Below are 23638 nucleotides of genomic sequence, written 5' to 3' on the forward strand. Positions count from 1 at the left end.
GGCACGACTGTTTCAACGGGTAAGTACTTATTTTAGCTCTTGATTCGCGTTACAAGACTACCTCAATACATGACCATACTCTTAGGCCTGACCCTTTCCGATCCTAAAACCCTTCCCGCGCTGTCAGCTAATACGTCTCGTATAGCAGCTATGTCTCCTGCCGGACTACTGCGTTACCTCGAAGGGTTCTATGCTTTGGGCGCGCCGGCGATTAACCGAGAGGCACTTCGTACGGAACAGTACCGGCAGTTGATCAATGCCCACCAGGAAACCAGCGATCGCGTTCCTTTTTATCAGGCTTCCTTTAAGGCGGATCAAGGTGCTACTGCCGCGGAACTCCTCTCACGTCGCGACGAATTACTGGCGGCAGGATACCGCTTATCTGCAGCGTCGGCAAAGGAAACGCCAGAACGTATCACCGTTCTGCATGAGCTCGAAGCATTATTGTATGACGATCGGTACGATTTTCAACTCCTGCCCGGGACGACAGACCGCCTGATCCTACTACTGGCGGCTCTCGCCGAGAAACGTCATCCCCGGCTTACCATTCTGGTCAATGAACCCCGGCATTTACTGCCCCCTGGCTTCCGCCGTTTGCTGACCTCCCTGGAGGAGGCCGGGGATACGGTCAGCCAACTACCGGAGCCAGAAGCTCCGGTGATCAATAATGACCTGGGCCGTTGGCAACGAAAACTTAGCGGGCTGAAAACGCCCACTACCGGCCAACCGTCTCTCTTTGATGCGATCTCTACGGATAACGCACCAGTTGAGCTGGTTGGAGATGGCTCCCTTATCCTGTTGAGGGCAGAGCGGGAGACCCATCTCGCGGCTTACCTGGCACGCTTACTTCGGGACAACAAAGAATGGCGGCCCGGGATTTTGCTTTCCCTACGAACGCAGACGCTCGATAATGCCCTGATAGCTGAAGGGCTGCCCAGTTTGGGGATACCTTCAGCGAGTCTGGCCCGGCCCAGCCTCCAGGTACTTAAACTCATTACCACTTTTCTATGGGATCCTATTGAGATCGAACGGGTAATGGAATTCGTCAGCCTGGTAACTAAACCGCTACACTGGCGGCTGGGGCAACGCATCGCTGAGTTCCTGGCGGATACGCCGGGCCTTTTTGGCCCACGTTGGTACGGCATGCTGAACGGCTATTTTACGGAGATGGAGGAAAAACGCGGCTGGTCAAAGACCCGGATCGATTCCACCAGAGCGCAATATGACAGTTGGTTTGATCGCCGCCGCTATCCCCGCGATCAGAAAGTTCCTAAGTTTGACCTGCGTGACCTGCTCAACTCCCTGAGAGAATGGGCACTTGAAGCCTATTCAGACAGTAAGAAAAAAGACAAGGATCAAACGTCCGGACAGGAGAACACCGGCTTACTGGTGCTGGCCGCCCAGGCGCAGCGCGCCATGGAGTTGCTCGACGTACAACCGGAGACGGAACTCAATTACCTCGATGTAGAACGCCTTATTCGTACGGTATATGAGCCGGCGCCCACCCAGTTTCAGTATAAAGAAGATGGCGCGCCGGATACCGTATTTGCCCCGGCCTCCGTCCTGAAATTGCCAGATGGCGATGCCCCGGAGCGGGTGGTCTGGTGGGATTTCATCGAACATGAACCCGACTATTTCTTCAGTCGGTATTACCCCGATGAGCTGGCTTGGCTGAAAGATAAAAAGGTAGAACTGAATGGTCCGGACCAACAGAATGAGCTCTCCACCTGGCGGCAGCTTCGGCCGGTGCTCCATGCCCGCCAACAATTAATTCTTTGTTTGCCGGAGCGGGTCGACGGTAGTGTAGTCGAAGCACATCCGTTGCTGGGTGACCTCGAAGCTGCTTTTTCCGACGGGGCGCTGGACCGCATCACCGTGGCGGTAGATGCTGCGGGCGAACGCCCCGCAGTGTTGGCGGGCTACAAGACTCCGGGCTTTGCTCCGGTACCGGTCCAACCATTAGCCGGGCCAGTGGCCCAGTTGCATATTGATCGGCCGCAGGCCATCAGAGAACGTGATCCGGAAACACCAACGGCGTTGGAGGATTTGCTGTACTACCCGTACAAGTGGGTCTTCCGCCATCAACTTAAGTTGAAAGGCAGGCCTATCCTTTCCGTTGCCGGAGAAAACCGACTGCGCGGAAATCTCAGTCATCTATTCATCGAACAATTGCTGAACACAATCAGGGAGGAAGACCGGGAATACAAACGGGAAGATGTCCGAAAATGGATTGACAATAACTGGCTTCGACTTCTGAGAAATGAGGGCGCTATCTTGTTGGAGTATGGTCAGGAGCCGGAACGGGTACAGTTTGTCCGCACGATGCAGTACGCGGCCTGGTCGCTGGTGCATTATATCCAGGCGAATGGCTGGAAGATACTTGGGTCGGAAGAAGTACTTGCTGGTGAACTGGAACGAATGGGTGGGCAACCCGTCAAAGGCCGGGCAGATCTGGTGCTTGAACGTGCGCATAACGGTACCAGCGAAGTGGCCATTGTTGACCTGAAGTGGCGGGGAAAAACGGTTTTCAAGAACCTGTTGCGTAATGCCAAGGACGTACAATTGTGTCTTTACGCGGAGTTCGTTCACCAACACATGGAGATGAATAAGGAGGGGAAGCTTAGCCGCAAAGGAGGGACGCCGCCGCAAACGGTTCATACCGCCTATTACGTGCTGCGGGATGCCTTGATGGTGGCCCGTAATGAACTGGCATTTGCCAATATCGAGACCGTAGCGGGTTCGGAAGAGGCCGGTGCCGTACAGGTGGAAACGCTGAAGAAGATTCGGGCGACGGCCAACTGGCGTTGGGATCAATTCCGGGAAGGAGTGGTGGAGGTCCGGTGCCAGGAAACCCTTGGCGATCTCGAAGACCTATATCTAGACCTTAACCATGATGACCTGTTGGAAATGGAAGAAGGGGATGCCCGTTTTGATGATTACCGGAGCTTGATTGGGCTGGTGCGATAGAGCCTCAGTTTTTTGGGGCGGGGCCGCAGGTGTAGCGCAAAGGATAAAGGGAGCAAAGGATAAAAGGAAGGTCTGCTTCAATTAACATTTCCCAGCACCTGCGGCCGCGCCTTCTTATGCTACGAAAGTACCAGCGGACCGAATATCTCCATCCAAAGCCAGTAACCAACTAATCCACCAATGGCCCCTCCGGCAATAAAGGCGTTTCGCTCCTTTCTTGGAATTAAGCTGAAGAGTACGTAGGAAACAATCATTGTACCCAAAAGGCCAAATAGTACAGGGAATTCCCATCCTTTCAGTTGCAACATTTGAGAAAGGTGATGTTCATCACCAGAGAATCGAAAAGAAATTTTAGTCCCTTTATAAAGCCACCCAATAATGGAAGCAAGAGGATTGAAGATTTCCCGTAGCCAGAATAAGGCCAAGAAAACAGCTAACCAGTCGATCCATTTAAAAGAGAATGTTCGTCGTTCAATGGAGCGGAAGCGTAAAACTAAAAGTCCAACCAAGCCGGTAGCCATGGTTTGAATGGGACCACCTGCCGTCATCCAAAACACATGCTGCAGCCTGGCAGCTTCCAGCTGGTAGTATTCGGCTCTTGAGGGGAAGTCGATATCTTCTTCTATTTCACCACCGTATCGGATTAAGATGGCATTGAGGCGATCATCTAGCGGGCCCGAGTGCCAGGTCATACTGCCGTAATGTAACGTTGTTTGGTACCCAAGCCATCTGGCCACCGCAATATGACCCAGCTCATGGGTTAGGGTGCCAACAATGGTAAATACCACAAACAGCCCGGCAAACAGTAAACTGCGCCGGAAAGTGAATGACATTAGTCCGCGATTTAATTTTTTTCTGTGGAATGGTCCAATAGCACCAACAGACCACTACGCCTAAAGCACCATATCTCCCTCTCCCTGGCCAATCCGGATCTTCCGTTCCAATTCACCGAGTGATTTGCGGATATCGTCATTGGTTTCCATCAGGTCCTTAACTGTCTTGATGGAGTAGAGAACGGTGGAGTGGTCGCGGCCACCAAACATGCGGCCGATGGATTTGAGGCTCTGGTCGGTGTATTGCTTGACCAGGAACATGCTGATCTGGCGGGCAAGTACCACCTGTCGCCTGCGCGTGGCGCTGGCCAGGTTCTCGACTTCGAGGTTGTAATATTCGGCGACGGTGCGCTGGATTACCTCAGGAGTTACTTCTTTATTGATCTCGGTAACGAAGTTCTTGAGTACATCCTTTGCGAGCTTCAGGTCGATCTCGTCACTCCCCATTACCCCCTGGTGGAGCACCAGGTTGTTCAGTACGCCTTCGAGCTGGCGGATGTTGTGCTGGATGTGGAAGCAAATGAATTCAGCAACGTTGGCTGGAATATCGACTTCGGTATTGTCAGCCTTTGATTTCAGGATGGCCATGCGGGTTTCCAGCGCAGGCATGCTCAGGTCGGCACTCAGGCCCCACTGGAAGCGGCTGCGCAGGCGCTCTTCGATGTCTAGTTCGATGATCGGGCGGTCACAGGTCATGACCACAGCCTTGTTGTTTTGGCGCAAAACGTTGAATAGGTTGAAGAAGACGTCTTGAGTCTTCTTACGCTTCACGAGTTGCTGGATGTCATCTACTAATAGTACGTCGACGTTCTGGTACCAGTTGACCAGGTCGTTAGTCGTGTTGGAACCGATTGAGCTTACCAGCTGATTAGTGAAAGTGTCGGTACTGACGTACAGGACCGCTTTATTCGGAAACTTATTGCTGATGTAATTACCGATGGCCTGGAGCAGGTGGGTTTTACCGAGGCCTACGTTTCCGTGGACAACCAGGGGGTTGAAGGCGGTATTGGCCGGATTGTCGGCCACCGCCTTAGCAGCGTTGCGTGCCAGGCTGTTACAATCGCCTTCGATAAAGTTGTCGAAGGTGTAACGGGGGTCGAGGTTACTTGGAATACGCGGGCGGGTGACGCCGGGAATGACGAAGGGGTTGCCCGGTGCAGGCTTGGGGCCGGGAGCTCCCGTCGCAGTGTTCCCATTTTTACCGTTTACGGCATTGTTCTTGTTGTCCTGGCGGTTGGGGTTGATCCGGTATTGCAGGCGGCCAGAAGTCCCTAAGGCTTTGTTCAGGCTACTCTTCAATACATCAATGTAGTGCTCTTCCAGCCATTCGTAGAATAACCGGTGAGGGACCTGAATGGTTAGTTCATTACTTTTTAGTGCAATCGGTCGTATCGGAGCAAACCAAGTATTGAAGCTCTGCGGGTCAACGCTTTGCTGAATGGTTTGCAGACAATTGTTCCAAATTACGTTATGATCCATTATATTTCCCAGTTGCACAGGTGTAGTGTTCCAAGCCGGCACAGGTGATGCCGATCAGTTAAAAAAAAGTGTATTAGATCAGTAAGTTAAACAGTAAAAAAGGGAGACCGTGGGGTCATTACAGGATTCCGAAAGGCCTCGATAGGGTGGCTGGAAACCGGCATAGGTCGGTGTACTTCTCCATCGCCGTTGCTCTTTCGGCGGAGGGCAAATATGGGGACAAACAGGTCACCTACGCAAGTAATCCGCTGCTTATTTAGGCAGAATTATCTTTGGCGGGGATTATCGCCCAAATCGGCAATTTTGTCATAAGCAGGACGCGCTTAAACCACTTTTTATACCCGCAAATTATTGCAAGCCACACAACGTCGCTTACTGTTGCCGGGAAAAGTGATGTCCATTCTTCCAAGACGCAGTCCGCCGAAGCCTACCTGATTTACGATTACAGGGTCCCCTTGCTCGTTATTTACTACCGTTGGCTCATTGAGAAAGGTGTGGGTGTGGCCGCCAAGAATGATGTCGATGTCTTTTGAGGCTGCAGCTAATTTGACATCGTCCACTTTGTCCTCCCGATATTTGTATCCCAGATGGCTCAGGCAGATGATGAGGTCACACTTCTTTTCACGGCGGAGCATTGCTGCAACGGTATTGCCCCGATCGATGGGGTCCTGGTATTTGGTATTCCCGAAAAGGTCATCAGGAACCAGGCCGTCCAGTTCAATGCCGAGACCGAAGATGCCAATTTTCAGACCACCGCGTTCAAGGATTTGGTAGTCCATTGTTTTACCCGCAAGCGGGGTGCCCTTAAAGTCGTAGTTAGCCGTTAGCATTGGGAAGTCGGCGTGCTTAAGTTGGGTGACGAGGTTTTCCATCCCTCCGTCGAAGTCGTGGTTGCCGATGGTCGCAGCGTCATATCCCATCTGGGTCATCAACTTCATTTCCAGTTCTCCGGCGAAGAAGTTGAAGTAGGGGGTGCCCTGAAAAATGTCACCACTGTCCAACAGGATCACGTTGGGTTCGGCCGCCCGGATTTGTTCGATGAGCCGAAGGCGGCGTACCGCGCCACCCTGGTTGGCGTTTCGACCACCATCGTCCGGGAACGGCTCGATACGGCTGTGCCAATCGTTGGTATGCAGGATCGTGAGTCTGGGAGCGGCCGGATTCAGCAGGCCGGCAGCGCCGGCCAGGCCAGGGACGAGCAAAAGACCGCCGCCGATGGCGGCTTTGCGGAGGAAGAAGCGACGGGAGGTGGTGGTAGACATGATGGGGTGGGGTGAACCCCGGATTGTACTCGCGCTACGCACTCATTTCGTCCGGGGGGGATCATAAAGGGGGAGTTGCTCCGCGACCCGTAATTACAGCTTCATGCGTTTGCCTTCAACTTTGATGCTGATGGGGTCAGTGATCTTTTCGGCGTATTCGATCAGGAGATCGCGGATGAGTAGGCCACTTTTGATTTTGGGCAATTCTTTCAGCATACTAGTATTGCTGCCGCCGTTAGCCACATAGTCAGGAAGTGCGATGGTGTAGACCTGATTGGGATCAATGGCTTTACCTCCAATTTTGACGTCGAGTCCGCTGCCGGACGAGATGACGGAGAGGCCGGCACTTACTGGCCAGCCACCATCGTTGGCGATGTGGCTGATGAATTCTTTGAACACCTTACCGTTGAGTTCCATCAGTACGAGTTCATTGTCGAAGGGCATCAACTCATAAATTTCGGAAACAAGCAGTGGGCCCGTACCGATCTCGCCAACCCGGATACCTCCCTGATTAAGGGTAGCAAAGACAATGTTGCGATCGGGGAAACTGCCAGCTGCGGCCTGAGCAAAAAGATCTGCTACCCAGTTGCCAAGGGTGCTTTCTGGTTGCCCTTTTTTGAGCGGTGTTTTTACCGTCGCCAACTGCCGATTCATTTTGTCGTCGAGTTGGGCTTTGTAGGGGGCGATGGTTGAAACCATTCTTTGCACCTGCGGCCCCGCCTGATCAGCCTCGAGCTTGTCGGAAACCGAATAGAAACGAGGTTGTACTGTGGGCGAAGAAAGCGGTGCCCGACAGCCGAAACCGAGCAAAAGGAGGAATATGTACAGGAGGTTACGCATTGGCGCTCAAATTACGGCGGGTTGCCAGAAAGAGCAGTACCCAACCGGCAATAAAAAAGAGTCCGCCGATCGGGGTGACTGGGCCCAGAAAGGCTACCGGAAGCCCGATGACGGTCTTGAGGGAAAGTAAATACAGGGAGCCGGAGAATAACAAGATGCCCAGGGCCCAGACGAGTACGGCCTGCCGTAAACGCTTTTGATCAATGCCGGGTAGGACCGACAGGGCGACTGCCAGCCCAATGGCAAAAACGTGGTAAAAATGGTAGCGCACGCCAGTGCCAAAAGTTTCCAGTTGTTCGGGGGCAACGAGTTCCTTGAGTCCGTGAGCACCAAAGGCCCCAATGCCGACGGCCAGGGCGCCGAGAAGTGCGCAGAGACGAAGTTGATTGGTCATGCGGGCGAAGGTAGGGTAGTAGCGGGTGTTTTGTGTCTGGATTTTGTTAGATAATCTTAACCACTAAGGCATTAAGAGAGCAAGGGCAACACTAAGGGAAAGAAGAAATTGAGAGCAGGGAGCCAGACTCGATTTCTTTGCCAAGTGCTATTCCTATTCTAAGTGAAGATATTAGTGTCTTAATGGTTGTTCTATTTGAGGAGGTAACTTCGCAGGTCGAGGAACTTTTCTCCGTTCCGATCATTCCCGGCCCGGATGCTGTTGTTACCTTAGCCGCAGCCCACTTTGGCAGTCACAACTTTTCACTCCCAGTAACATCAAAACGCTCCAGCGATTTATCGGCAAGGTCCTCCGCGTGCGCCCCGGCGAAGGGAAGCTGGTATTACTGTTACAGGTACAGATATTCCTGATCATCGCGGTATTGTTGCTGGCAAAACCTGCCGGAAATGCGATTTTTCTGTCCCGCTTTGGTTCTGCGGCCTTGCCTTATATGTTTATCCTGACGGCCGTTGTGGCCGCAATGATCTCAACGGCTTATTCCCAGGCACTGCGTTTTTTCTCTATCCTACGGGTTAATCTTTGGAGCCTGGGGCTTTGTCTGGTGATCTTATTGACCTTTTCCATACTGGTTCCCATACCGGGTTCGCGAGACATCGTCGCGGTTGGCTTATACCTATGGGTAGCCCTTTTTGGCGTGTTGGCTGCCTCACAGTTCTGGATGATGGCCAGCCTGGTCTTTGACGTCCGGCAAGCGAAGCGACTCTTCGGCCCCATCGGTGCCGGTGCCATCGCCGGCGGTATCGCCGGAGGGTATTTGGCGTCCATCATTGTGGCAAATTTTGGTGTTCGCTACTTGCTTTACTTTGCGACACTCTGCCTCATTCCGATAATGCTGATCAGCATTTTTATCTGGAAGCGATACATTGCGAACAAAGAATCTCAGCTGGCGCGTAAGAAAAAGACGGCGCGTTTGCGGGAGTCTCCCCACCAACTGATCATGGGCTCCAAGCACCTGTTGTTGCTTTGTGGCATCATTGCCACCAGTGTGATTACGGCAAAGCTGGTGGACTATCAATTCTCAGCCCTGGCCTCAGAACGCTTTGCCGATGAAGATCGGCTGACGTCCTTCTTCGGCTTCTGGTTTTCAACCTTCAACGTCATTGGCCTGGTCATTCAACTTTTAATTACGCAACGGATTGTCCAGCGGATGGGGGTCAGCGGAGCGCTGGCTTTTCTGCCAGCAGGCCTGGGCCTTGGTGGCCTCGTCATGTTTCTGGTTCCCGGCCTTGGTACGGCCATTTTTAGCAGGCTGGTGGATGGTAGCCTTAAGCAAAGCCTGCATCGCGCCGGGGTGGAAATGTTGTTCCTGCCGGTAAGCTCTGCTGTAAAGGAACGAATCAAGACTTATATCGATGTACTGATTGATTCGGTGGCCGGAGGTTTGGGAGGGCTGCTTTTACTGCTTTTGGTGGACGGTCTCGGGATATCAATCGTAGGCATCAGCGTACCCGTAGTGATCTTCTCCGCGGCCTGGCTTTTTTGCGTGTTTTTAATCCGGGAAGAATACCTAGATGCCTTTCGGGATCAACTGCGGCATCACCGACCGCAGGAGCGACCAAATCGCAGCAAATCCCGACACAAGGAGGTACTGGAGGGCTTTTTGCGTGTGCTCGAGGATGCTAAAATGGACCAAAACAATAAGCAGCTGCTTTACGTCCTGGAACGAACGGAGAACATTACAGAAGAAAGATTTAAGAAGCCCATCCAGGATCTACTTACCCACGCCGTTCCACACGTTCGTGCCCGGGCATTGAGGAACCTGAGTTTGCGGGAGGGGAGTCCTGAAATTCTATCCAGCGTAATTCCGCTGTTGGTGGATGAAGATCTAGGCGTTAGAAACGCTGCTATGGAATACTGCATTTCCCACCACCTGGAAGAAACGGAGGAGTTGATCCGGGAACAGTTAAAGAGCCCCGAGAGCAGCATTGCCGGTACCGCCATCGTCCAGTTGATGGTAGAAACCAGGGCTAATCCCGAAATGCGGGAGTATTGGAACCTGGCCTACGAATTTAATCGCCGGGTAGCCGAGCTAAAGTGGCTTACCGGGACCGAAGCCTCTGCCTGGCGGAGTAAGCTGTTGAAAGCCGCTGGCAGATCCGGTTCTGATCTTGGTAAAGACTTCATTGAGGCACAGCTGGAGAGCAAGGACGCTGATGCCGCCCGGGAAGCAATTATCGCCGCTGGCGAACGCCTTGACGAGCGCTACCTGCTACGACTGATCGACTTCCTGTCGGAAGCTCCTTTCCGACCCCACGCCAAATCAGCCCTCGAACAATTCGGTCTTGGGTTGGTAATCATCTTGCCCAGTTACCTGAAAAGACGAATTATTGACCTCGAAGACATTCGTCGGCTCCCCGCAGTACTGGAACGCATCAACAGCCAGCAAACGGTTGATTTACTCTTTGCAATGATCGAAAGGTTTAATCCTTATGATTTGGAACTTAGGCTTGAGACACTCAAGGCATTGAATGCCATGAAGCGGGATTTTCCGTTGCTTAAAATGCCCACGAAGCGAATTTTTCGCCACATCCTTTCGGAGGTTAACACTTACCAGACCACCATCAATACCCTGGAAGCGCAGCTCCGCCTGCGCGGCTCTGAAAATGCGCAGGAACTGCAGGAAGCAAGGAATGGTCTTCTGAATTTACTGAACCAACGACAGGATGGTAACCTTGACCGGCTATTCCGCCTGCTCGGACTTCGGTATCAACCGGCCGACATCATCCCGATCTACCGTGGTCTCCAGGCCGCTGAACGCAAGGAAAAAATCAGCGCTCTGGAGTTTCTGGAAATCCTACTGGAAAATGATATTAAACGATTGGTGATTCCGGTGATCGAACGTGGCGTAAGGCTCTCCGATCCTGATCTGACCGGGCCTTCTCCCAGCCCGGAACAACTTTCAGAAGTGCAGTTCAAGAACTTTAAGCGCATTTTGCGGGGTAGGGATACCCGACTTAAACTGTCCGTCATTTATGTGATCGGCCAATTGAAGGAGCACCGGTACTTACCCCTGTTGCTCCGGCAGCTGGAGGCATCGGATAAGCGGGTGCGGGATATGGCTAAAAAATCTTTTGACTCGGTGTTTGCTACCGTGGAAATTTAGTAGGTAGTGGGTAGACGGGCTTCGCCCCTGGTAGCAACACCCACTACTTACTATCCACTACCGAGGTTGCGCAGCAACCGCCTACTCCCCCGTTCCCAAACTCTCCGAAGGATCCTCCACATTGGCCGTATTCCTGATCAACTTGTCGATTCGGGTAGCCAGCAGTTGGTGATCATAAGCAGAGTTCCGGCTGAGGACGTTGGTCATCAGCGCAACGAGGTAACGGGTGCCGTCAGGTTGTTCGACGATACAAACTGAGTTCATGTAGTTCATCCGGTTGCCTTTGTATTTGCCGCAGCTGGTGCCGGGAATACAGCCATAAAGTGAGCCGGACTTGAAGTAGACCGCCGCACTATCGAGAACTGGTGCGTGGGCGTACCGGATGCGCCGGTCAGTCATGTACATTAATCGCTTGATTTCCAGGCTCGAGGGTGCATCTACTATTCGCCCTGATTCAAGTGCAGTAAGCCATTTCATCAGGCCACGGGGGGAGCTGGCGCTGCCGCCCTGCGGCGGAACGATACCACTTGCTCCCCGGGTAAACATGGTGCCGACCCTGAACTCATCTGGTCCGATACCCATGTGTCGGAGAGGTTCGCTTATGACGCTCTTGGAAAGGTCGCGGAGTTCTCCCCGCGGTGTTTTTTTGAAGTAGTCCTCGGCTTCCTGCCGGGTCAATTCGGGGTACTTCGGACCAAATACGCGCATCAGGATGGCCTCGCGCCAAACCACGCTTGCTGCGCCATTATTGCTGACCGAAAGCATGTGATCGATCCACTCGTAGAGGGTGAATTCGTGTTGTTGGTTGACCTGCGGACGGCTGTACCGTTCGGTCTCCGGATCGTATTCCGGGATGGTATGGTGGTCGTATACGGCGAAAGGCCCGCCTTTTACCACCCGGCTTTTCAATAGGTTCCAACGGGATTGAACGCTGTCGACAAACACGTTTTCCAGCTCGCACATCAGAGCGGTGACCACGGCTAGTTTCCCAACGCTCCCGGGTTGGTAGCTCAGGTTGGCGTTTCGCTCCAGGTACCGTGGTTCACGACCATCGGTAATGTCCATGATCGCCAAAGAGTAAGCGCGGCCACCGTTAGGAATCATCTTCTCCAGTTCACTTTCCAGGTCTGCATCTCTTGAGACCAGGTTTGAGTCGATTTCCCTGCCCATAAGGTTTAACTTCACGTAAGGAAGCGAATATCGGGCGCCGTAGGGTAGTGTTTTGGTGAACTGGGCCGAATCCATCCTCTCTAGTCGAACTAACCGGCGAATAGCTGTTTTTTCCACACCACCAATTACGGGGTAGCTTTCGATTCTTTGCCATGGGAAGAGGGCAATAAATAATATGGCGAGGGAAGCCAGGTAGGGAAGAAATTTTTTCAAGGAAGGAGGATTTAATCGAAGAATTTAAGATGCCTTAAGAGGCATTCAATCGGTAGTTAAAAGGGGCGCGGCCGCAGGTGCAAGGGAAAGTTATAACCTGCAACCTGCAACTTGCAACCTGCAACCTGCAACCTGCAACCTGCAACTTGCAACCTCGACCTACAGCGCTACTTCAAGGTCATAGTACACATCATCCCGTTTTACCGGACTAATGCTTTCCAGGTAACCCGATGCCTGAGCGCGTTGGTTCTCTACGAATGGACGAATCTGGAACAGCCACATTTTATTGTTCTGAAAACCGAGTTCTACATCCCATGGGCCGTTCGTCTCCTCACCAGCGGATTCGGGCATGATCCGTTCCACGGTTGCTGCTAATTCATGCAGGTCCTTGAGGTTGTCAGGGCTAAGGATGCGTTGATTAAACGGAGCGGGGAGCATGATGGAGCCGCCAGTTACGGGTAAACGCCGGTGGAGGCGTTCCCGGGCGGGACTGAGCAAAGTCGTTCGCCCATACTTATCGAGTAAATAGGCTTCAGCGGCCTGTCCGTCTACGGCGCCGCCGGCGCCGCGGCTGAAGGCTACCGTCACGTCATCCTGTCGGCCGGAGGATACGCCCTTGGTGATCATTACGCCGGAGTAATCGACGTCAACCGTTGGGATGATCAGGATACTGGGGAATACGTTCTCTGGGTTAAGTAGCAGACGTTGCCGCCATTTATAGCTTCGCTCGGTGTAAGGGCTGGCCCAAACCTCTTTAATCCCTTCCATGATCTTAGCTTCTTCGACTACGTTGAAAACCGTTTTGTTCAGTCCCGCACCGGTGAAATCCGCCAGGTCTTCCATATTAGTATCGGACCGGAGGAAAACCGGTGCCTTGCCCAACGGCTCGTTGAAGACTGCCTGGAAGCTGTCTCGTAATGCCCGGACCAATTCAGGTTGAATGGTGATCTGACCAATGGCTTCCCGTAAAGTGGCTAGTTGAGCCAGGGAGTAAGCTTCTACGTCTTCATCCGCGTCGCCGTCAGCTTCCATCTGCCGGGCCGTGGCGAAGCGGCTGTTTAGAAATTCCCAGTAGGATTCTCCTCCCTGCCCCGGCATCGGCTGGTTCAGGTGATCGCGGAAAATGCCGAAAGGGATGACGAGGCCTTCCACCACATTGTCGGGGAAGAGCGCCTTGAGCTGGCCAAGGTTAGCAGCTTTGGGCCCGGCCAGTTTACCGGAGTCCTTACTGCGGATCTCCCGCATGTTCAAAACGCGATTTACGTCGAGCCGAAGTTGATCTGTAGGAACGGTTACCCGCTGGTTGCTCCGCTCCCGTACGGCAAAGAGTTCTTGCTCCTCTGACGACATTGATTTGGCGGGCTTCATGATCACGGTGCCACCATTGGATACGGCATAGAAGACCTCACCACCATCATACTTTTTGAGCGCGGCGAACTGTTCGTCGGTTAAGACGGCGTTAGGTATCCCGAGGTTGCGGGCCAGGAGCTGAACGTGGCTGACCATATTTCCCTCGTTTACCGTAGCAATGCCGCCAACGGGTTTGAGGTCTGCGGGTGGGGTGGCAAAGATGTATATGTCGGTAGGGTTAACTTCCATTTCGTCCGGGTTGCCTTCCACTACGTGCAGGATGCCTTTGGCGTAGCCGGGGTTAAGTCCACGAAGAGAGCCCTGGTTGGGGACGTCAAGGAAATCATTGCGGAGGTTTCCGGCTTCCGCAATCCAGTCGCCCAGTCGGCCAACTTCATTGCCAAGCGGCAACAAAACGGAACCGCGGATGCGATCGTCTAGGAAACCGTGAGCTTTGGGTTCGAATTTAGCGTAGCGGTCCACGACTTCTCCGAAGGTGCCACGGTTGGTGGACACACCCCATTCCACAAAACGGCGGGCGTTGTCGAGGTAATCGGTGGCCTGGTTGGGCCATACCAGTTGGTAATTGAGGTCACCAAGCAGCGGCTGCGCCGCTGCGAACTCCCACTCTTCGACAAATCCGGCACCTGCAGCCGCTTCAGACAGGTAACAGATCTTTTCCATTAACTCCCGGGCGTTGCCAGGTTTCCAGTTCCCTGCTTCGTTGAAAATCATGCGTTCGAGAGCGACACTGATGTCCATAACCTCCAGGCGATAATAGGGGCTTTCTTTCATTAAGCCCTGACGGATGGTCCACATCAGGTCCGCAGCGGCGCTCAGGCGGTCAATGGTGTTAGGGTTATCAGGGTCAAAAGCGTGCTGGACGGTAAAGGTTTTGATGCGGTCTTTAAGGCCGTTTTTTTCAGGGATAGTGGCGTTGATCGCAGCAATTTCAGCCACCATATCCTGATTAAGGTAAGCGGTACGGATATCGGCCGCAAGGGTTTTCATCAGACCCACGAGGTTGCGTTTTTCTAATTCAGCTTGATTCTCTGCCAGGAATTTCTCCACAGCCTTAGCATCTTTTCCCTCAGGTTGCCCGTGAATTTTGATTCGAAGCTCCATGAATTTGCCATACTTGTCGGCAATGGTTTTTGAATCAGTCCTGACCTTCTGCGTCAGGTCATTGTCTTTGCGGTGAGGAACATCTCTCACTGATTGGCGAACGAGGTAGAAGTTTTCTTTCAATGCCCCTTCCTTACTCATCATCCAGTTGAGGTACTCCCGGCCCCAGGCCATCTCATCTTCTATCTGGAACGCGCCGCGGTAATATTGGGCCTTGCGTAATACCCAACCGTCATCAATGGCCGCCAGGTAGTTGCCGAGCATGTATTGCTTAAGGCGGCTGTGGTCATTAGGTTCGTCCCAGAAAGCGTCTTTATTGGTGTTCGTAAGGATTTGGCCCAGGAAGATGTGCTCCTTTTTGCCCAGTGCGATGACCTCATCTTTGTAGCGGGCATGCTGGTGGTTGTCTTCACTAACGGTAGGACAACCTTCGGAGGGGGGGACGGTGAGCCCACTGGCACAAAACCACATAATGTCACGATACGGTCCACGGGGATCTTCCTGGTATTTGTCGATCAGGGCAGCTATATCGGTTTGCGCACCGAGGGGAATACTCGCAAAAAAAGAAAAAAAAAGAAGGTGGAGGAAAAGACGCATGAGCCGGAGGGGGTTAATAAATCTAAAAGGCGTTGACAAGGTACGAAGTTTGGTCACGCAAAATTAAGTCTCTACCCATTTTGTACCTTTGCTCTGCATAATCCTATAACTGAAACAACCTTAAAATGGCTACTTGGAAAAACCGCGTTGCTCTCCCTGCTCTTCTTTTGCTGTGTTTCTGCACCTGCGTCCGCGCCCAAAATCCGGACCATTCAGTGGCAAGGCTTTGGAACGAAGAAATGCTGGAAGGGATACGGAACGATTTTGCCCGCCCGGTTGTGCACGCCCGTAATCTTTACCACGTATCCGCAGCCATGTATGACTCGTGGAGTTTGGTCAATAAAAAAGGAACGACCTGCCTGATGGGGACCATACAGGCAGGACAGGAGCTGCCCGTTGAACATTGGAACATCGAAGCGTTTGATGACCCGGTTGCCGCGAGTAATGAAGCCGTCAGCTATGCCGCCTTCCGGATGCTTAACCATCGGTATTTCAGGTCACCAAATGCCGCCACAACCCTTCCCCGGTTCACGGCTTTGATGGAGGAGCTGGGTTATGATCCCGGCTACACCGGGGTAGACTACACCGGAGGAAACCCTGCTGATATTGGTAACTATGTGGCCCAAAAAATCATTGAATTTGGAATGCGCGACGGTAGTAATGAAGCCGGTGATTACCAAAACATCAACTATCCGGATCCGGTTAACCGTCCGCTGATTTTCAACAGCGTTTTCTCCATTTTCTCGGTAGTAGACCCTAATCACTGGCAGACCTTGCAGTTCCCCGGAACCATTATCGACCAATCCGGACAAGCGATCGGTGATTCCCTACTGGCTTTTCTGGGGGCAGAATGGGGTCATGTGACGCCCTTTGCCCTTGATGAAGAGGACCGGACGGACCCAACGGTGGCCAACCCCATCCGTGGCAACAACCCCGTTTACCATGATCCGGGCTCCCCACCGCTGTTTTCCAGTTCTGACCAGGAAAGTTTTGATATGTATCGCTGGGGTTTTGAAATGGTCATGAAATGGAGCAGCCACCTCGATCCCTCTGATGGGGTCATGTGGGACATCTCTCCGGGTGCCCGTGGAAATTTCCAGGGAGACTATCCAACTGATTTTGCCGATTACCCGGCCTTTTACCGGGAGCATGAAGGTGGCACCTTCGGGGCAAACGGCCACGCGCTAAACCCAGCTACCGGAGCGCCTTACCCGGAAAATATTGTACCCCGGGGAGATTACGCCCGGGTCCTGGCTGAATTCTGGGCCGACGGCCCCACCAGTGAAACGCCACCCGGACACTGGTTCACCATTTTGAACAAAGTGATGGATCACCCGCTTTTCGAGCGTCGTTTTGCCGGCGTCGGGGAAGTTATGGACAACCTGGAGTATGACGTAAAGGCCTATCTCACCCTTGGTGGTGCCATGCATGATTCTGCCATCTCAGCCTGGAGCATAAAGGGGAAGTACGATTATGCCCGGCCGATAACGGCCATCCGCTGGATGGCTAAGAACGGACAGGCTACCGATATTGACGGCCGGAATTACAACCGGAATGGTTTCAAGTTGGATGATGGATTCATAGAAGAACTTACGGACCCCTCGGAATTAGAGAACAATGCGACTCTGGCATTGACGAAGGTAAAATCGTGGATCGGCCCCCAGGCCATTGATGACCCAACTACCGACGTAGCCGGCGTAGGGTGGATCAACGCGGCAATGTGGATGCCTTACCAGCGACCTAACTTCGTGACCCCCAATTTCGCAGGGTACATCTCCGGCCATTCAACCTTTAGCAGCGCGGCCGCCACCGTGATGACCTCAATAACGGGATCGCCTTACTTCCCAGGTGGAGTTGGGGAGTTTGTGGCGAAGAAGGATTCTTTCCTCGTCTTTGAAAAAGGACCCAGCGTGGATGTTGTCCTGCAGTGGGCAACTTACCGGGACGCCTCCGACCAAACGAGCCTTAGCCGCATCTGGGGCGGAATTCACCCACCCGCAGATGACGTGCCAGGCCGGATCATCGGTATAGATATTGGTACAGAAACATTTGCTGCCGCCGAAGCCATCTTCAACGGTAACCTGAGCAGTAACCGATCGGAACCAGTTGTCGCCACCCAGCTAAAGACTTACCCGAACCCCGCAAAGCGTGGCGAAGTAATTTCACTGGAAATTCCCGTTGCGCCCCGCGGTGAAGGACTTGTTGTTTATGATGTAAACGGACGTAATGTGATGGACCTTAAAGTGACCACCAACAGGGTCCTGGTGCCGACAGTTGACCTCGCCAGGGGAATGTACTTCGTGCGGTCCGTCGACGGCCAGTGGGGAAGTGCTTTCCAGGTATGGTAGTTGAAAACAAAGAACCCCGCCAGTACATCCGGCGGGGCTCGTTCCAACTTACTGATACCAAATAAATCGTTGTAGGGGAACCTACTTATTTCTTTGTGGAGCGTGTTGATTGATGGTATACGTCCAAGCTTGGTTTGGTAAAATTAGGCAACAGCATGCGCCCTCACAAGCAAAACGAGCAAAAAGTCTATAATTTCTCTTAAGGCGTTTTATGTAATTTTTTTGCTGAAACGCAAGATATATAGCTCCTTAAGTATTGTATTTATATTTAATGTGTTGCTAGGGTTGATCTGAAGGCGCAGTAAGCAGCGCAAGATTTTTCATATACCTACTTATACGCAATTAGTGAGCAGATGGAATTCAGTTGTCTGGTTGCCAGGTTATCTTCACTACGCATGCCATGAGAAGTCCGGGGCGGACGCCTTGTTCTTGGTACCGACGGCCTTTCTTTCAAGGTGTCCCGTAGGTATTCTACGTCTTTCGAGATTGAATCAGTAATAATTATCAAAGCAGCCTGACAGACGGAAACGAAGTAACCGACAACCAGATAAGCCGACAACTCGAAAATCCGACAATTACTTCCGGGCATTCATCAGCATCCGATAGGCAGCGGCGAAGTTAGGTTGTCCGTATCCACGCTCATTGTCAGGCTTATCGGCCTGGTCGGCGGTTGCTCTTACGGCATCCATCAGTTCTTTGTTGGTGGCGTCGGGAACGGCTTGCCGGAGGCAGGCCATCAGCCCGGCCACCAGTGGCGAGGCGAGGCTGGTGCCGTTTGCCCCGGTCAGTCCTTGTCCGTTGGCGGAAACGGCTACAACGTTTACGCCAAGAGCGGAAACATCAGGTTTGGTCCTGCCATCTGCTGTAGGGCCAAAGCTGCTGAAATAGGCACGGCTACCGTCTGCATTCAGGGCACCGATGGAAAAGGCCTCTGGAGAATCTGCTGGCGTACCGACATATTTCCATTCGTCTGCACCGGAGTTGCCGGCACTGGTAACGATGATCATTCCCCGCTGAAAGGCGTGGGTGATGGCGACACTTGCCGGGCTGGTCTTGCCATCCAGGTCTTCATATTTGTAGTTCATGTCCTTCGAACTGAAGGTGGTATAACCCAGCGAGGAATTCACCACGTCAACGCCAATGCTGTCGGCTAGTTCGAGCGCGACGGCGTAATTGATCTCTTCCAACCGATGTTCCCCCCGGCCATTTTCCGTTTTGAATAAGACGTAACGCGCTTCGGGGGCGGTACCAATGAAAAAGAAAGGGTGATGCGCTGCCATTGTGCTGAGCACTGTGGCACCGTGGGTGGAGCCGTCTAACGCAGTGTCATCCTGTTCTACTAAGTCGTAATTTGCGGGTATGGCTGCTTTGTCGTCGTAGCCGAGAAAGTCTTTATAGCTTACGTTGGGGAAACCTCCGTCGAAAACAGCGACTAAAACGCCCTTACCCCGGAAGCCCCAACCGTGCAGGCTGTCTCCTTTCATGCCCGAAATGTTGCCCCAGGCATTACCGTAGAATCTTTCAGATATGGGAACCGACTCAACCACGGGCGCTGGCCGTTCCAGATTCGGGATGATGGGTTTTAGCGATGCCCGATCATACTGAACCGGGGCGACAAGTTTTACCTCCGTGACAGAATTGAGCTTGCGAAGTGCTTTCACTTGCTGGCCCGCGGCGGAGACGACTACACCGTTCATCCATTTGCTTTTAAGCCAGAGTTTCGCCCCGGTACCGTTAACCTCATTGAGGTAAGCAGGGCTAAGCGGCAGGTCAAGTTCGGTAATCGGGCTGTTGTGCGCAGCGCGGCGAAGCAGCGCGCGTTCACTCAGAAAAGCAGCCGGATCTTCGATGGAGTAAGGGGTGTCCTTTTTGTCCTTGAAGGTGACCAGGTACATGCCCGTTTCTTCCGTGTTCTTTTGGGCGTTAGAGGTGGCCAGCGGTAGCAGGAAGACTAGTAGAAGTAAGTAACGCATAGTTTTCAGGAGGTCAATTTGAGTAGGTAGTCATCAGGCGAGCCGTAAAATGACTGTTGCGGGGATTCAACGACGAATTGGGAAGGTTAGTTTTTGGGGGCGTGGGATTTAGCGGGATTTTATGCGGGGCGGGGCCGCAGGTGCAGCGAATTGATGAAAGGCAGGGTAGGGCACTCGCGAAATAATTTTTAGGACTAAAACCTATTGACCAAAGTACACGCCACGTCTCCGTCAGCCTCCGGGCCATGGAGATGAATAGCCGCTTGTTCATAAATCGGTCGGCGGTCGGCCAGCTTGTCGACCACCAGTTTCCGGAGCGCCGTGCCGGATTGCAGGAGAGGGCGATGGTCCCGACCGGCTTCGAGGCGGTCGAGTAGGACTTCCAGGTCGGGATCGAGGAAGACGGTGGTGCCGTTGGCGTTCATCCAGGCCATGTTGTCGTGGAAGCAGGGGGCTCCGCCCCCGGTGGCCAGTACGAAGGCGGGGAGGGCGGCGGTGGCGCGCAGCGCCTCGGTCTCCAGCCGGCGGAACGCAGCTTCGCCGGCTTCTGCGAAAATGGCCGAGATGGATTTACCGGCGGTACCTTCGATCTCTGCGTCGAGGTCGATGAAGGGCACACCAAGTTCGATGGCCAGGCGGCTGCCGACGTAGGATTTGCCGCAGCCCATGAAGCCGGTCAGGTAGATCTTTTTGATGAGGCTAAGGTAGTACTTAGTCTTTAGTTAACAGACAATAGTGGTCTACGATAGATTTACGGCCTAACAAGAGCACGTTAATATTCAAACTTAGTCTAATAAGTGCTGGAATCCCCACCCCGGAAGGCGTAATTTTGCGGCCGAATCCCAAAACCAGATTAACATGGCTCACGAAGCTTACGATAAACTATGGAAACTCATCGGACTGCGTTACAAATCGCACCCCTGGCACGGTATCGAGATTGGCAGCCGTACACCGGAAGTAGTTACTTCCTTTATTGAGGTTATTCCCTCCGATACGGTAAAATACGAGGTGGACAAGAAGACTGGCTACCTCAAGATCGATCGGCCACAGAAGTTCTCCAACATCGTCCCGGCCCTCTACGGCTTTATTCCCCGGACGTATTGCAAAGAAAGAGTGGCCGCTTATTGCATGGAGCAAACTGGGCGTAAGGACATCGTTGGTGACGATGACCCGCTGGATATCTGCGTCCTGACGGAGCGGGAAGTCACGCACGGAAACATCATCGTTAAAGCCAAGGTCATCGGTGGGTTTAGGATGCTGGACGGCGGCGAAGCCGACGATAAGATCATTGCCGTACTGGACAACGACGAAGTGTACAGTGCCTGGGACGACGTGAAGGAGTTGCCCCCGAGCATTGTACGCAGGTTACAGCACTATTTTCTGACCTATAAGTCTTTACCGGACGAGACGGCGAAATGTGAGATCACCGACGTCTACGGCCGGGAAGAAGCATACGAAGTTATTCGCCGCAGCCAAGAAGATTATGCCGCAGCGTACGGTAACCTGGAGGAGGTGATGTCGGTCACGCTGATGGAAGCGATGGACTTTAGTACGCGGCGGACGGAGATTCTTAAGGATTTATAGTTCATAGTTCAGTAGTCTGTAGTTCAATAGCCTGAAGCAAGGGCTCCATATCCATGAACTATAGAGTATGAACTATTGAACTACTAACGCGAATCAAGAGCTAAAACCAGAAAATTGGACGCTTGGAGGTAGGGTATACAAAATTTCGTCTAGAACCTCTAAAAGTCGCCTCTCCCCCAGCCCCTCTCCCCCGGAGAGGGGTGACCCAAGCATCAGTGTTTTCAGGCGAAATGGAGGAAGGATTCACGCTCAAAACTCAAGTAAATACAACCATCTAAGCTGCTTGAGACGATACAGCAAGGCAGTAGCCGCAGCGTAGTTTAGTTCCCCTCTCCGGGGGAGAGGGGTTAGGGGAGAGGCGACTTCGCACAGGGTTAAGTCTCTAAATATCGGACACCCTTGCTCGGAGGTTACTACCGACAAAATTGCTGCGCAATTCCGTCGATCGCAACGCTCCGAGCGTCTGCACTTGGCCTTTTAGCCTTTGATTCGCGTTACTAGACTAGCAACTAATTACCTACATTTGCCCTTCGGCGAAAAACCTCCCGCTACGTATGAAATTGATCTTTCAGGTTCTACTCCCTGCTTTTCTTCTTTCCCTGCTCCTAAGTTGTGAGTCTGGACCCGCGTCCGCGCCGGATAATGGAACAGATGTGTCGGAACTCGGCCCGAATGCTGCCTTGATTCGTAACCCGGTAGATGCCGGGGTGGACAATATCGATACGGTAAACGTGGCGAAATTATCCTTTGCTGAAGCCAACAAATTTACTTTTGGAAGTGTAAAAGAGGGGGAAGTCGTCAACCATGATTTTACCTTTACCAATACTGGTAAGGTGCCGTTGTTGATTACAAAAGCCCGATCTACCTGTGGCTGCACGGTCCCTGCTTATCCCGAGCAACCCGTTGCTCCGGGAGAGGGAGGGGTCATCTCGGTGGCCTTCGACACAAAAAACAAATACGGACAGCAAACCAAAGCCGTCACGATTACTGCAAATACTTATCCTGCCTCCACTGTTGTGTACATTGATGGCACCGTAATAAAAGAAAAATAACCATGGAATCTCTCTTTCTTCAAGCTTCAGGCAGTCCACTCACGGGTTTGCTGCCAATGTTTTTGATGCTCGGTGTCATCGTCGTTTTCATGGTACTGCCACAACGTAAAAAGGCCAAGGAACAAAAAAACTTCGAGGAGGCGCTGGATAAGGGCAATGAGGTGGTTACCGCCAGCGGTATGCTGGGGCGGATCGACAAAATCGAAGGGGCCATCGTTACCCTCAACGTGGGGAATAAGACGTACATTCGGGTAACAAAAAATTCTATCTCAAAGGGGCTTACTGATGCCGTTCACGCTAAAGACACTGACAAGTAAGAATCCGCTGGGGCAAATGACACCGGAAGACCGGAATATTTTGCTCATTTGCCTGGGTGCTGCGCTGGTTTTTTGGCTGATCCTGAATTTATCCCGCGATTATGACATCAACCGTAGTGTTGAGGTCAACTATCTGGTGGACCCCGAGCGGGTGCTGGTAGGGAGAATGCCCGAGCAGCTCGAAGCAAAAGTTAATGGAAACGGCTGGAACCTGATCTGGGAAAGTATGCGGCCCGGTAACCTTCCGGTCGAAATTGACGTACGTAACCGGGACAACCTCCGGCTCACCAGCACCGATCTTTTGCGGCAAATCAGCCGGAAGCTCTCCAGCTCTAAACTCACGCCCGAACTCCCCGGCTTTGAATCGATTCCCATCCTGACCACCCCGAAAGAGGGTAAGCGGGTACCCATTGTCAGTAAAGTTAAGTTGCAGTTTGCAGAAGGTCATATGGCCCTGGAAGCTCCAGTCATCACGCCCGACAGTATCACGATAACCGGCGCAACGGATGCGCTGGAAGGTGTTGAGGAATGGCCAACTTTAGGTCTTATTTTGAAAGACGTAAACGAAGACATCGATAACATTGTAGGCCTTGAACCCTCCGAGGAAGGGATTACCTTATCCCGTCAGGAGGTGCGCGTTCAACTCAATGTAGAAGCTTTTATCCAGGAAAAAATCACCGTTCCCGTCACCGTTGAAAATGCTCCGGTAGACCAGGCCTTCGAGTATTCCCCAAAGGAGGTCCAATTAGTCATCAGCCTGCCGCAACGTGCGTTCGGCAGCTTTCGGCCCAGTGATTTTTTGTTGGTTGCTGACCTTTCCGGACATGCTTCCGGAACCAGCTATAATACCGTACCGCTAACTTTGGTACGGAAGCCCGGTACGGTTGTCGGGGCTCGGTTTTCGCCTCGGGTGGTGGAGTATTATCTGGTGGAGTAGGTGTGGGTGTACTTTACTCATGACGCGGCAGAGA

At 52.7% G+C, this 23638-nt stretch carries 16 protein-coding genes; 7 read left to right on the forward strand and 9 right to left on the reverse strand.

Going from position 1 to position 23638, the window contains the following annotated elements:
* Positions 1-69 precede the first annotated feature (69 nt).
* Positions 70-2967, forward strand: a complete 2898-nt coding sequence (locus tag B036_RS0126845) for a PD-(D/E)XK nuclease family protein (protein WP_026232382.1) — start codon at positions 70-72, stop codon at positions 2965-2967.
* A gap of 119 nt (positions 2968-3086) precedes the next feature.
* On the opposite strand, the gene B036_RS0126850 is transcribed toward B036_RS0126845, so the two are convergent.
* From B036_RS0126850 to B036_RS0126870, 5 genes are all read right to left on the reverse strand, one after another.
* Positions 3087-3800, reverse strand: coding sequence for a hypothetical protein (locus B036_RS0126850; RefSeq protein WP_020571818.1), 714 nt, complete (start codon positions 3798-3800; stop codon positions 3087-3089).
* 60 nt (positions 3801-3860) lie between these two features.
* Positions 3861-5279, reverse strand: coding sequence for a chromosomal replication initiator protein DnaA (gene dnaA / locus B036_RS0126855; RefSeq protein ID WP_020571819.1), 1419 nt, complete (start codon positions 5277-5279; stop codon positions 3861-3863).
* A 335-nt stretch (positions 5280-5614) separates the two neighbouring features.
* On the reverse strand, positions 5615-6541 hold the full coding sequence (locus B036_RS0126860) for a bifunctional metallophosphatase/5'-nucleotidase (protein WP_020571820.1): 927 nt from the start codon (positions 6539-6541) through the stop codon (positions 5615-5617).
* A gap of 93 nt (positions 6542-6634) precedes the next feature.
* Positions 6635-7381 (reverse strand): 5'-nucleotidase C-terminal domain-containing protein, encoded by a 747-nt coding sequence (locus B036_RS0126865; RefSeq protein WP_020571821.1) that lies wholly within the window; start codon positions 7379-7381, stop codon positions 6635-6637.
* Positions 7374-7775: a DUF423 domain-containing protein gene (locus tag B036_RS0126870; RefSeq protein WP_020571822.1), complete on the reverse strand. Its 402-nt coding sequence runs from the start codon at positions 7773-7775 to the stop codon at positions 7374-7376. The genes B036_RS0126865 and B036_RS0126870 overlap by 8 nt, the downstream gene beginning before the upstream one ends.
* A gap of 355 nt (positions 7776-8130) precedes the next feature.
* Between B036_RS0126870 and B036_RS0126875 the strand changes: the two genes are divergently transcribed.
* Positions 8131-10938 (forward strand): hypothetical protein, encoded by a 2808-nt coding sequence (locus B036_RS0126875; protein WP_020571823.1) that lies wholly within the window; start codon positions 8131-8133, stop codon positions 10936-10938.
* An 81-nt stretch (positions 10939-11019) separates the two neighbouring features.
* On the opposite strand, the gene B036_RS0126880 is transcribed toward B036_RS0126875, so the two are convergent.
* Positions 11020-12321, reverse strand: coding sequence for a serine hydrolase (locus B036_RS0126880; RefSeq protein WP_020571824.1), 1302 nt, complete (start codon positions 12319-12321; stop codon positions 11020-11022).
* Positions 12322-12480: 159 nt separating this feature from the next.
* On the reverse strand, positions 12481-15393 hold the full coding sequence (locus B036_RS0126885) for a PEP/pyruvate-binding domain-containing protein (RefSeq protein WP_020571825.1): 2913 nt from the start codon (positions 15391-15393) through the stop codon (positions 12481-12483).
* Between the two features lie 125 nt (positions 15394-15518).
* Between B036_RS0126885 and B036_RS31330 the strand changes: the two genes are divergently transcribed.
* Positions 15519-17741 carry a DUF6851 domain-containing protein gene (locus B036_RS31330; protein ID WP_020571826.1) on the forward strand — a complete coding sequence of 741 codons (2223 nt, stop codon included), beginning with the start codon at positions 15519-15521 and terminating at the stop codon, positions 17739-17741.
* A 575-nt stretch (positions 17742-18316) separates the two neighbouring features.
* Here B036_RS31330 and B036_RS0126895 read toward each other — a convergent pair.
* The gene (locus B036_RS0126895; protein WP_020571827.1) at positions 18317-19714 is read right to left on the reverse strand and encodes a S8 family serine peptidase; all 1398 of its coding nucleotides are present in this window, start codon (positions 19712-19714) and stop codon (positions 18317-18319) included.
* A 194-nt stretch (positions 19715-19908) separates the two neighbouring features.
* Positions 19909-20382: a shikimate kinase gene (locus B036_RS31335; protein ID WP_020571828.1), complete on the reverse strand. Its 474-nt coding sequence runs from the start codon at positions 20380-20382 to the stop codon at positions 19909-19911.
* A 190-nt stretch (positions 20383-20572) separates the two neighbouring features.
* Between B036_RS31335 and B036_RS31340 the strand changes: the two genes are divergently transcribed.
* The 4 genes from B036_RS31340 to B036_RS0126920 all read left to right on the forward strand — a co-directional run bounded on the left by B036_RS31340 (position 20573) and on the right by B036_RS0126920 (position 23604).
* The gene (locus B036_RS31340; protein ID WP_020571829.1) at positions 20573-21298 is read left to right on the forward strand and encodes an inorganic pyrophosphatase; all 726 of its coding nucleotides are present in this window, start codon (positions 20573-20575) and stop codon (positions 21296-21298) included.
* Positions 21299-21852: 554 nt separating this feature from the next.
* Complete coding sequence (locus B036_RS0126910) at positions 21853-22350, forward strand: DUF1573 domain-containing protein (RefSeq protein WP_020571830.1); 498 nt, start codon at positions 21853-21855, stop codon at positions 22348-22350.
* 2 nt (positions 22351-22352) lie between these two features.
* On the forward strand, positions 22353-22667 hold the full coding sequence (gene yajC / locus B036_RS0126915; protein ID WP_026232385.1) for a preprotein translocase subunit YajC: 315 nt from the start codon (positions 22353-22355) through the stop codon (positions 22665-22667).
* On the forward strand, positions 22636-23604 hold the full coding sequence (locus B036_RS0126920; RefSeq protein ID WP_157472500.1) for a YbbR-like domain-containing protein: 969 nt from the start codon (positions 22636-22638) through the stop codon (positions 23602-23604). The genes yajC and B036_RS0126920 overlap by 32 nt, the downstream gene beginning before the upstream one ends.
* Positions 23605-23638: the final 34 nt, after the last annotated feature.

Origin of the sequence: Neolewinella persica DSM 23188 (assembly GCF_000373105.1) — a bacterium.
Classification (GTDB): domain Bacteria; phylum Bacteroidota; class Bacteroidia; order Chitinophagales; family Saprospiraceae; genus Neolewinella; species Neolewinella persica.

What these genes read in the sequence shown, in the direction of transcription:
- B036_RS0126920 (WP_157472500.1), top strand. Translation starts at nt 22,636, where the DNA reads ATGCCGTTCACGCTAAAGACACTGACAAGTAAGAATCCGCTGGGGCAA.
- yajC (WP_026232385.1), top strand. Translation starts at nt 22,353, where the DNA reads ATGGAATCTCTCTTTCTTCAAGCTTCAGGCAGTCCACTCACGGGTTTG.
- B036_RS0126865 (WP_020571821.1), bottom strand. Translation starts at nt 7,381, where the DNA reads ATGCGTAACCTCCTGTACATATTCCTCCTTTTGCTCGGTTTCGGCTGT.
- B036_RS31340 (WP_020571829.1), top strand. Translation starts at nt 20,573, where the DNA reads ATGGCTCACGAAGCTTACGATAAACTATGGAAACTCATCGGACTGCGT.
- B036_RS0126850 (WP_020571818.1), bottom strand. Translation starts at nt 3,800, where the DNA reads ATGTCATTCACTTTCCGGCGCAGTTTACTGTTTGCCGGGCTGTTTGTG.
- B036_RS0126845 (WP_026232382.1), top strand. Translation starts at nt 70, where the DNA reads ATGACCATACTCTTAGGCCTGACCCTTTCCGATCCTAAAACCCTTCCC.
- B036_RS31335 (WP_020571828.1), bottom strand. Translation starts at nt 20,382, where the DNA reads ATGGGCTGCGGCAAATCCTACGTCGGCAGCCGCCTGGCCATCGAACTT.
- B036_RS31330 (WP_020571826.1), top strand. Translation starts at nt 15,519, where the DNA reads ATGGCTACTTGGAAAAACCGCGTTGCTCTCCCTGCTCTTCTTTTGCTG.
- B036_RS0126860 (WP_020571820.1), bottom strand. Translation starts at nt 6,541, where the DNA reads ATGTCTACCACCACCTCCCGTCGCTTCTTCCTCCGCAAAGCCGCCATC.
- B036_RS0126885 (WP_020571825.1), bottom strand. Translation starts at nt 15,393, where the DNA reads ATGCGTCTTTTCCTCCACCTTCTTTTTTTTTCTTTTTTTGCGAGTATT.
- B036_RS0126870 (WP_020571822.1), bottom strand. Translation starts at nt 7,775, where the DNA reads ATGACCAATCAACTTCGTCTCTGCGCACTTCTCGGCGCCCTGGCCGTC.
- B036_RS0126910 (WP_020571830.1), top strand. Translation starts at nt 21,853, where the DNA reads ATGAAATTGATCTTTCAGGTTCTACTCCCTGCTTTTCTTCTTTCCCTG.
- dnaA (WP_020571819.1), bottom strand. Translation starts at nt 5,279, where the DNA reads ATGGATCATAACGTAATTTGGAACAATTGTCTGCAAACCATTCAGCAA.
- B036_RS0126895 (WP_020571827.1), bottom strand. Translation starts at nt 19,714, where the DNA reads ATGCGTTACTTACTTCTACTAGTCTTCCTGCTACCGCTGGCCACCTCT.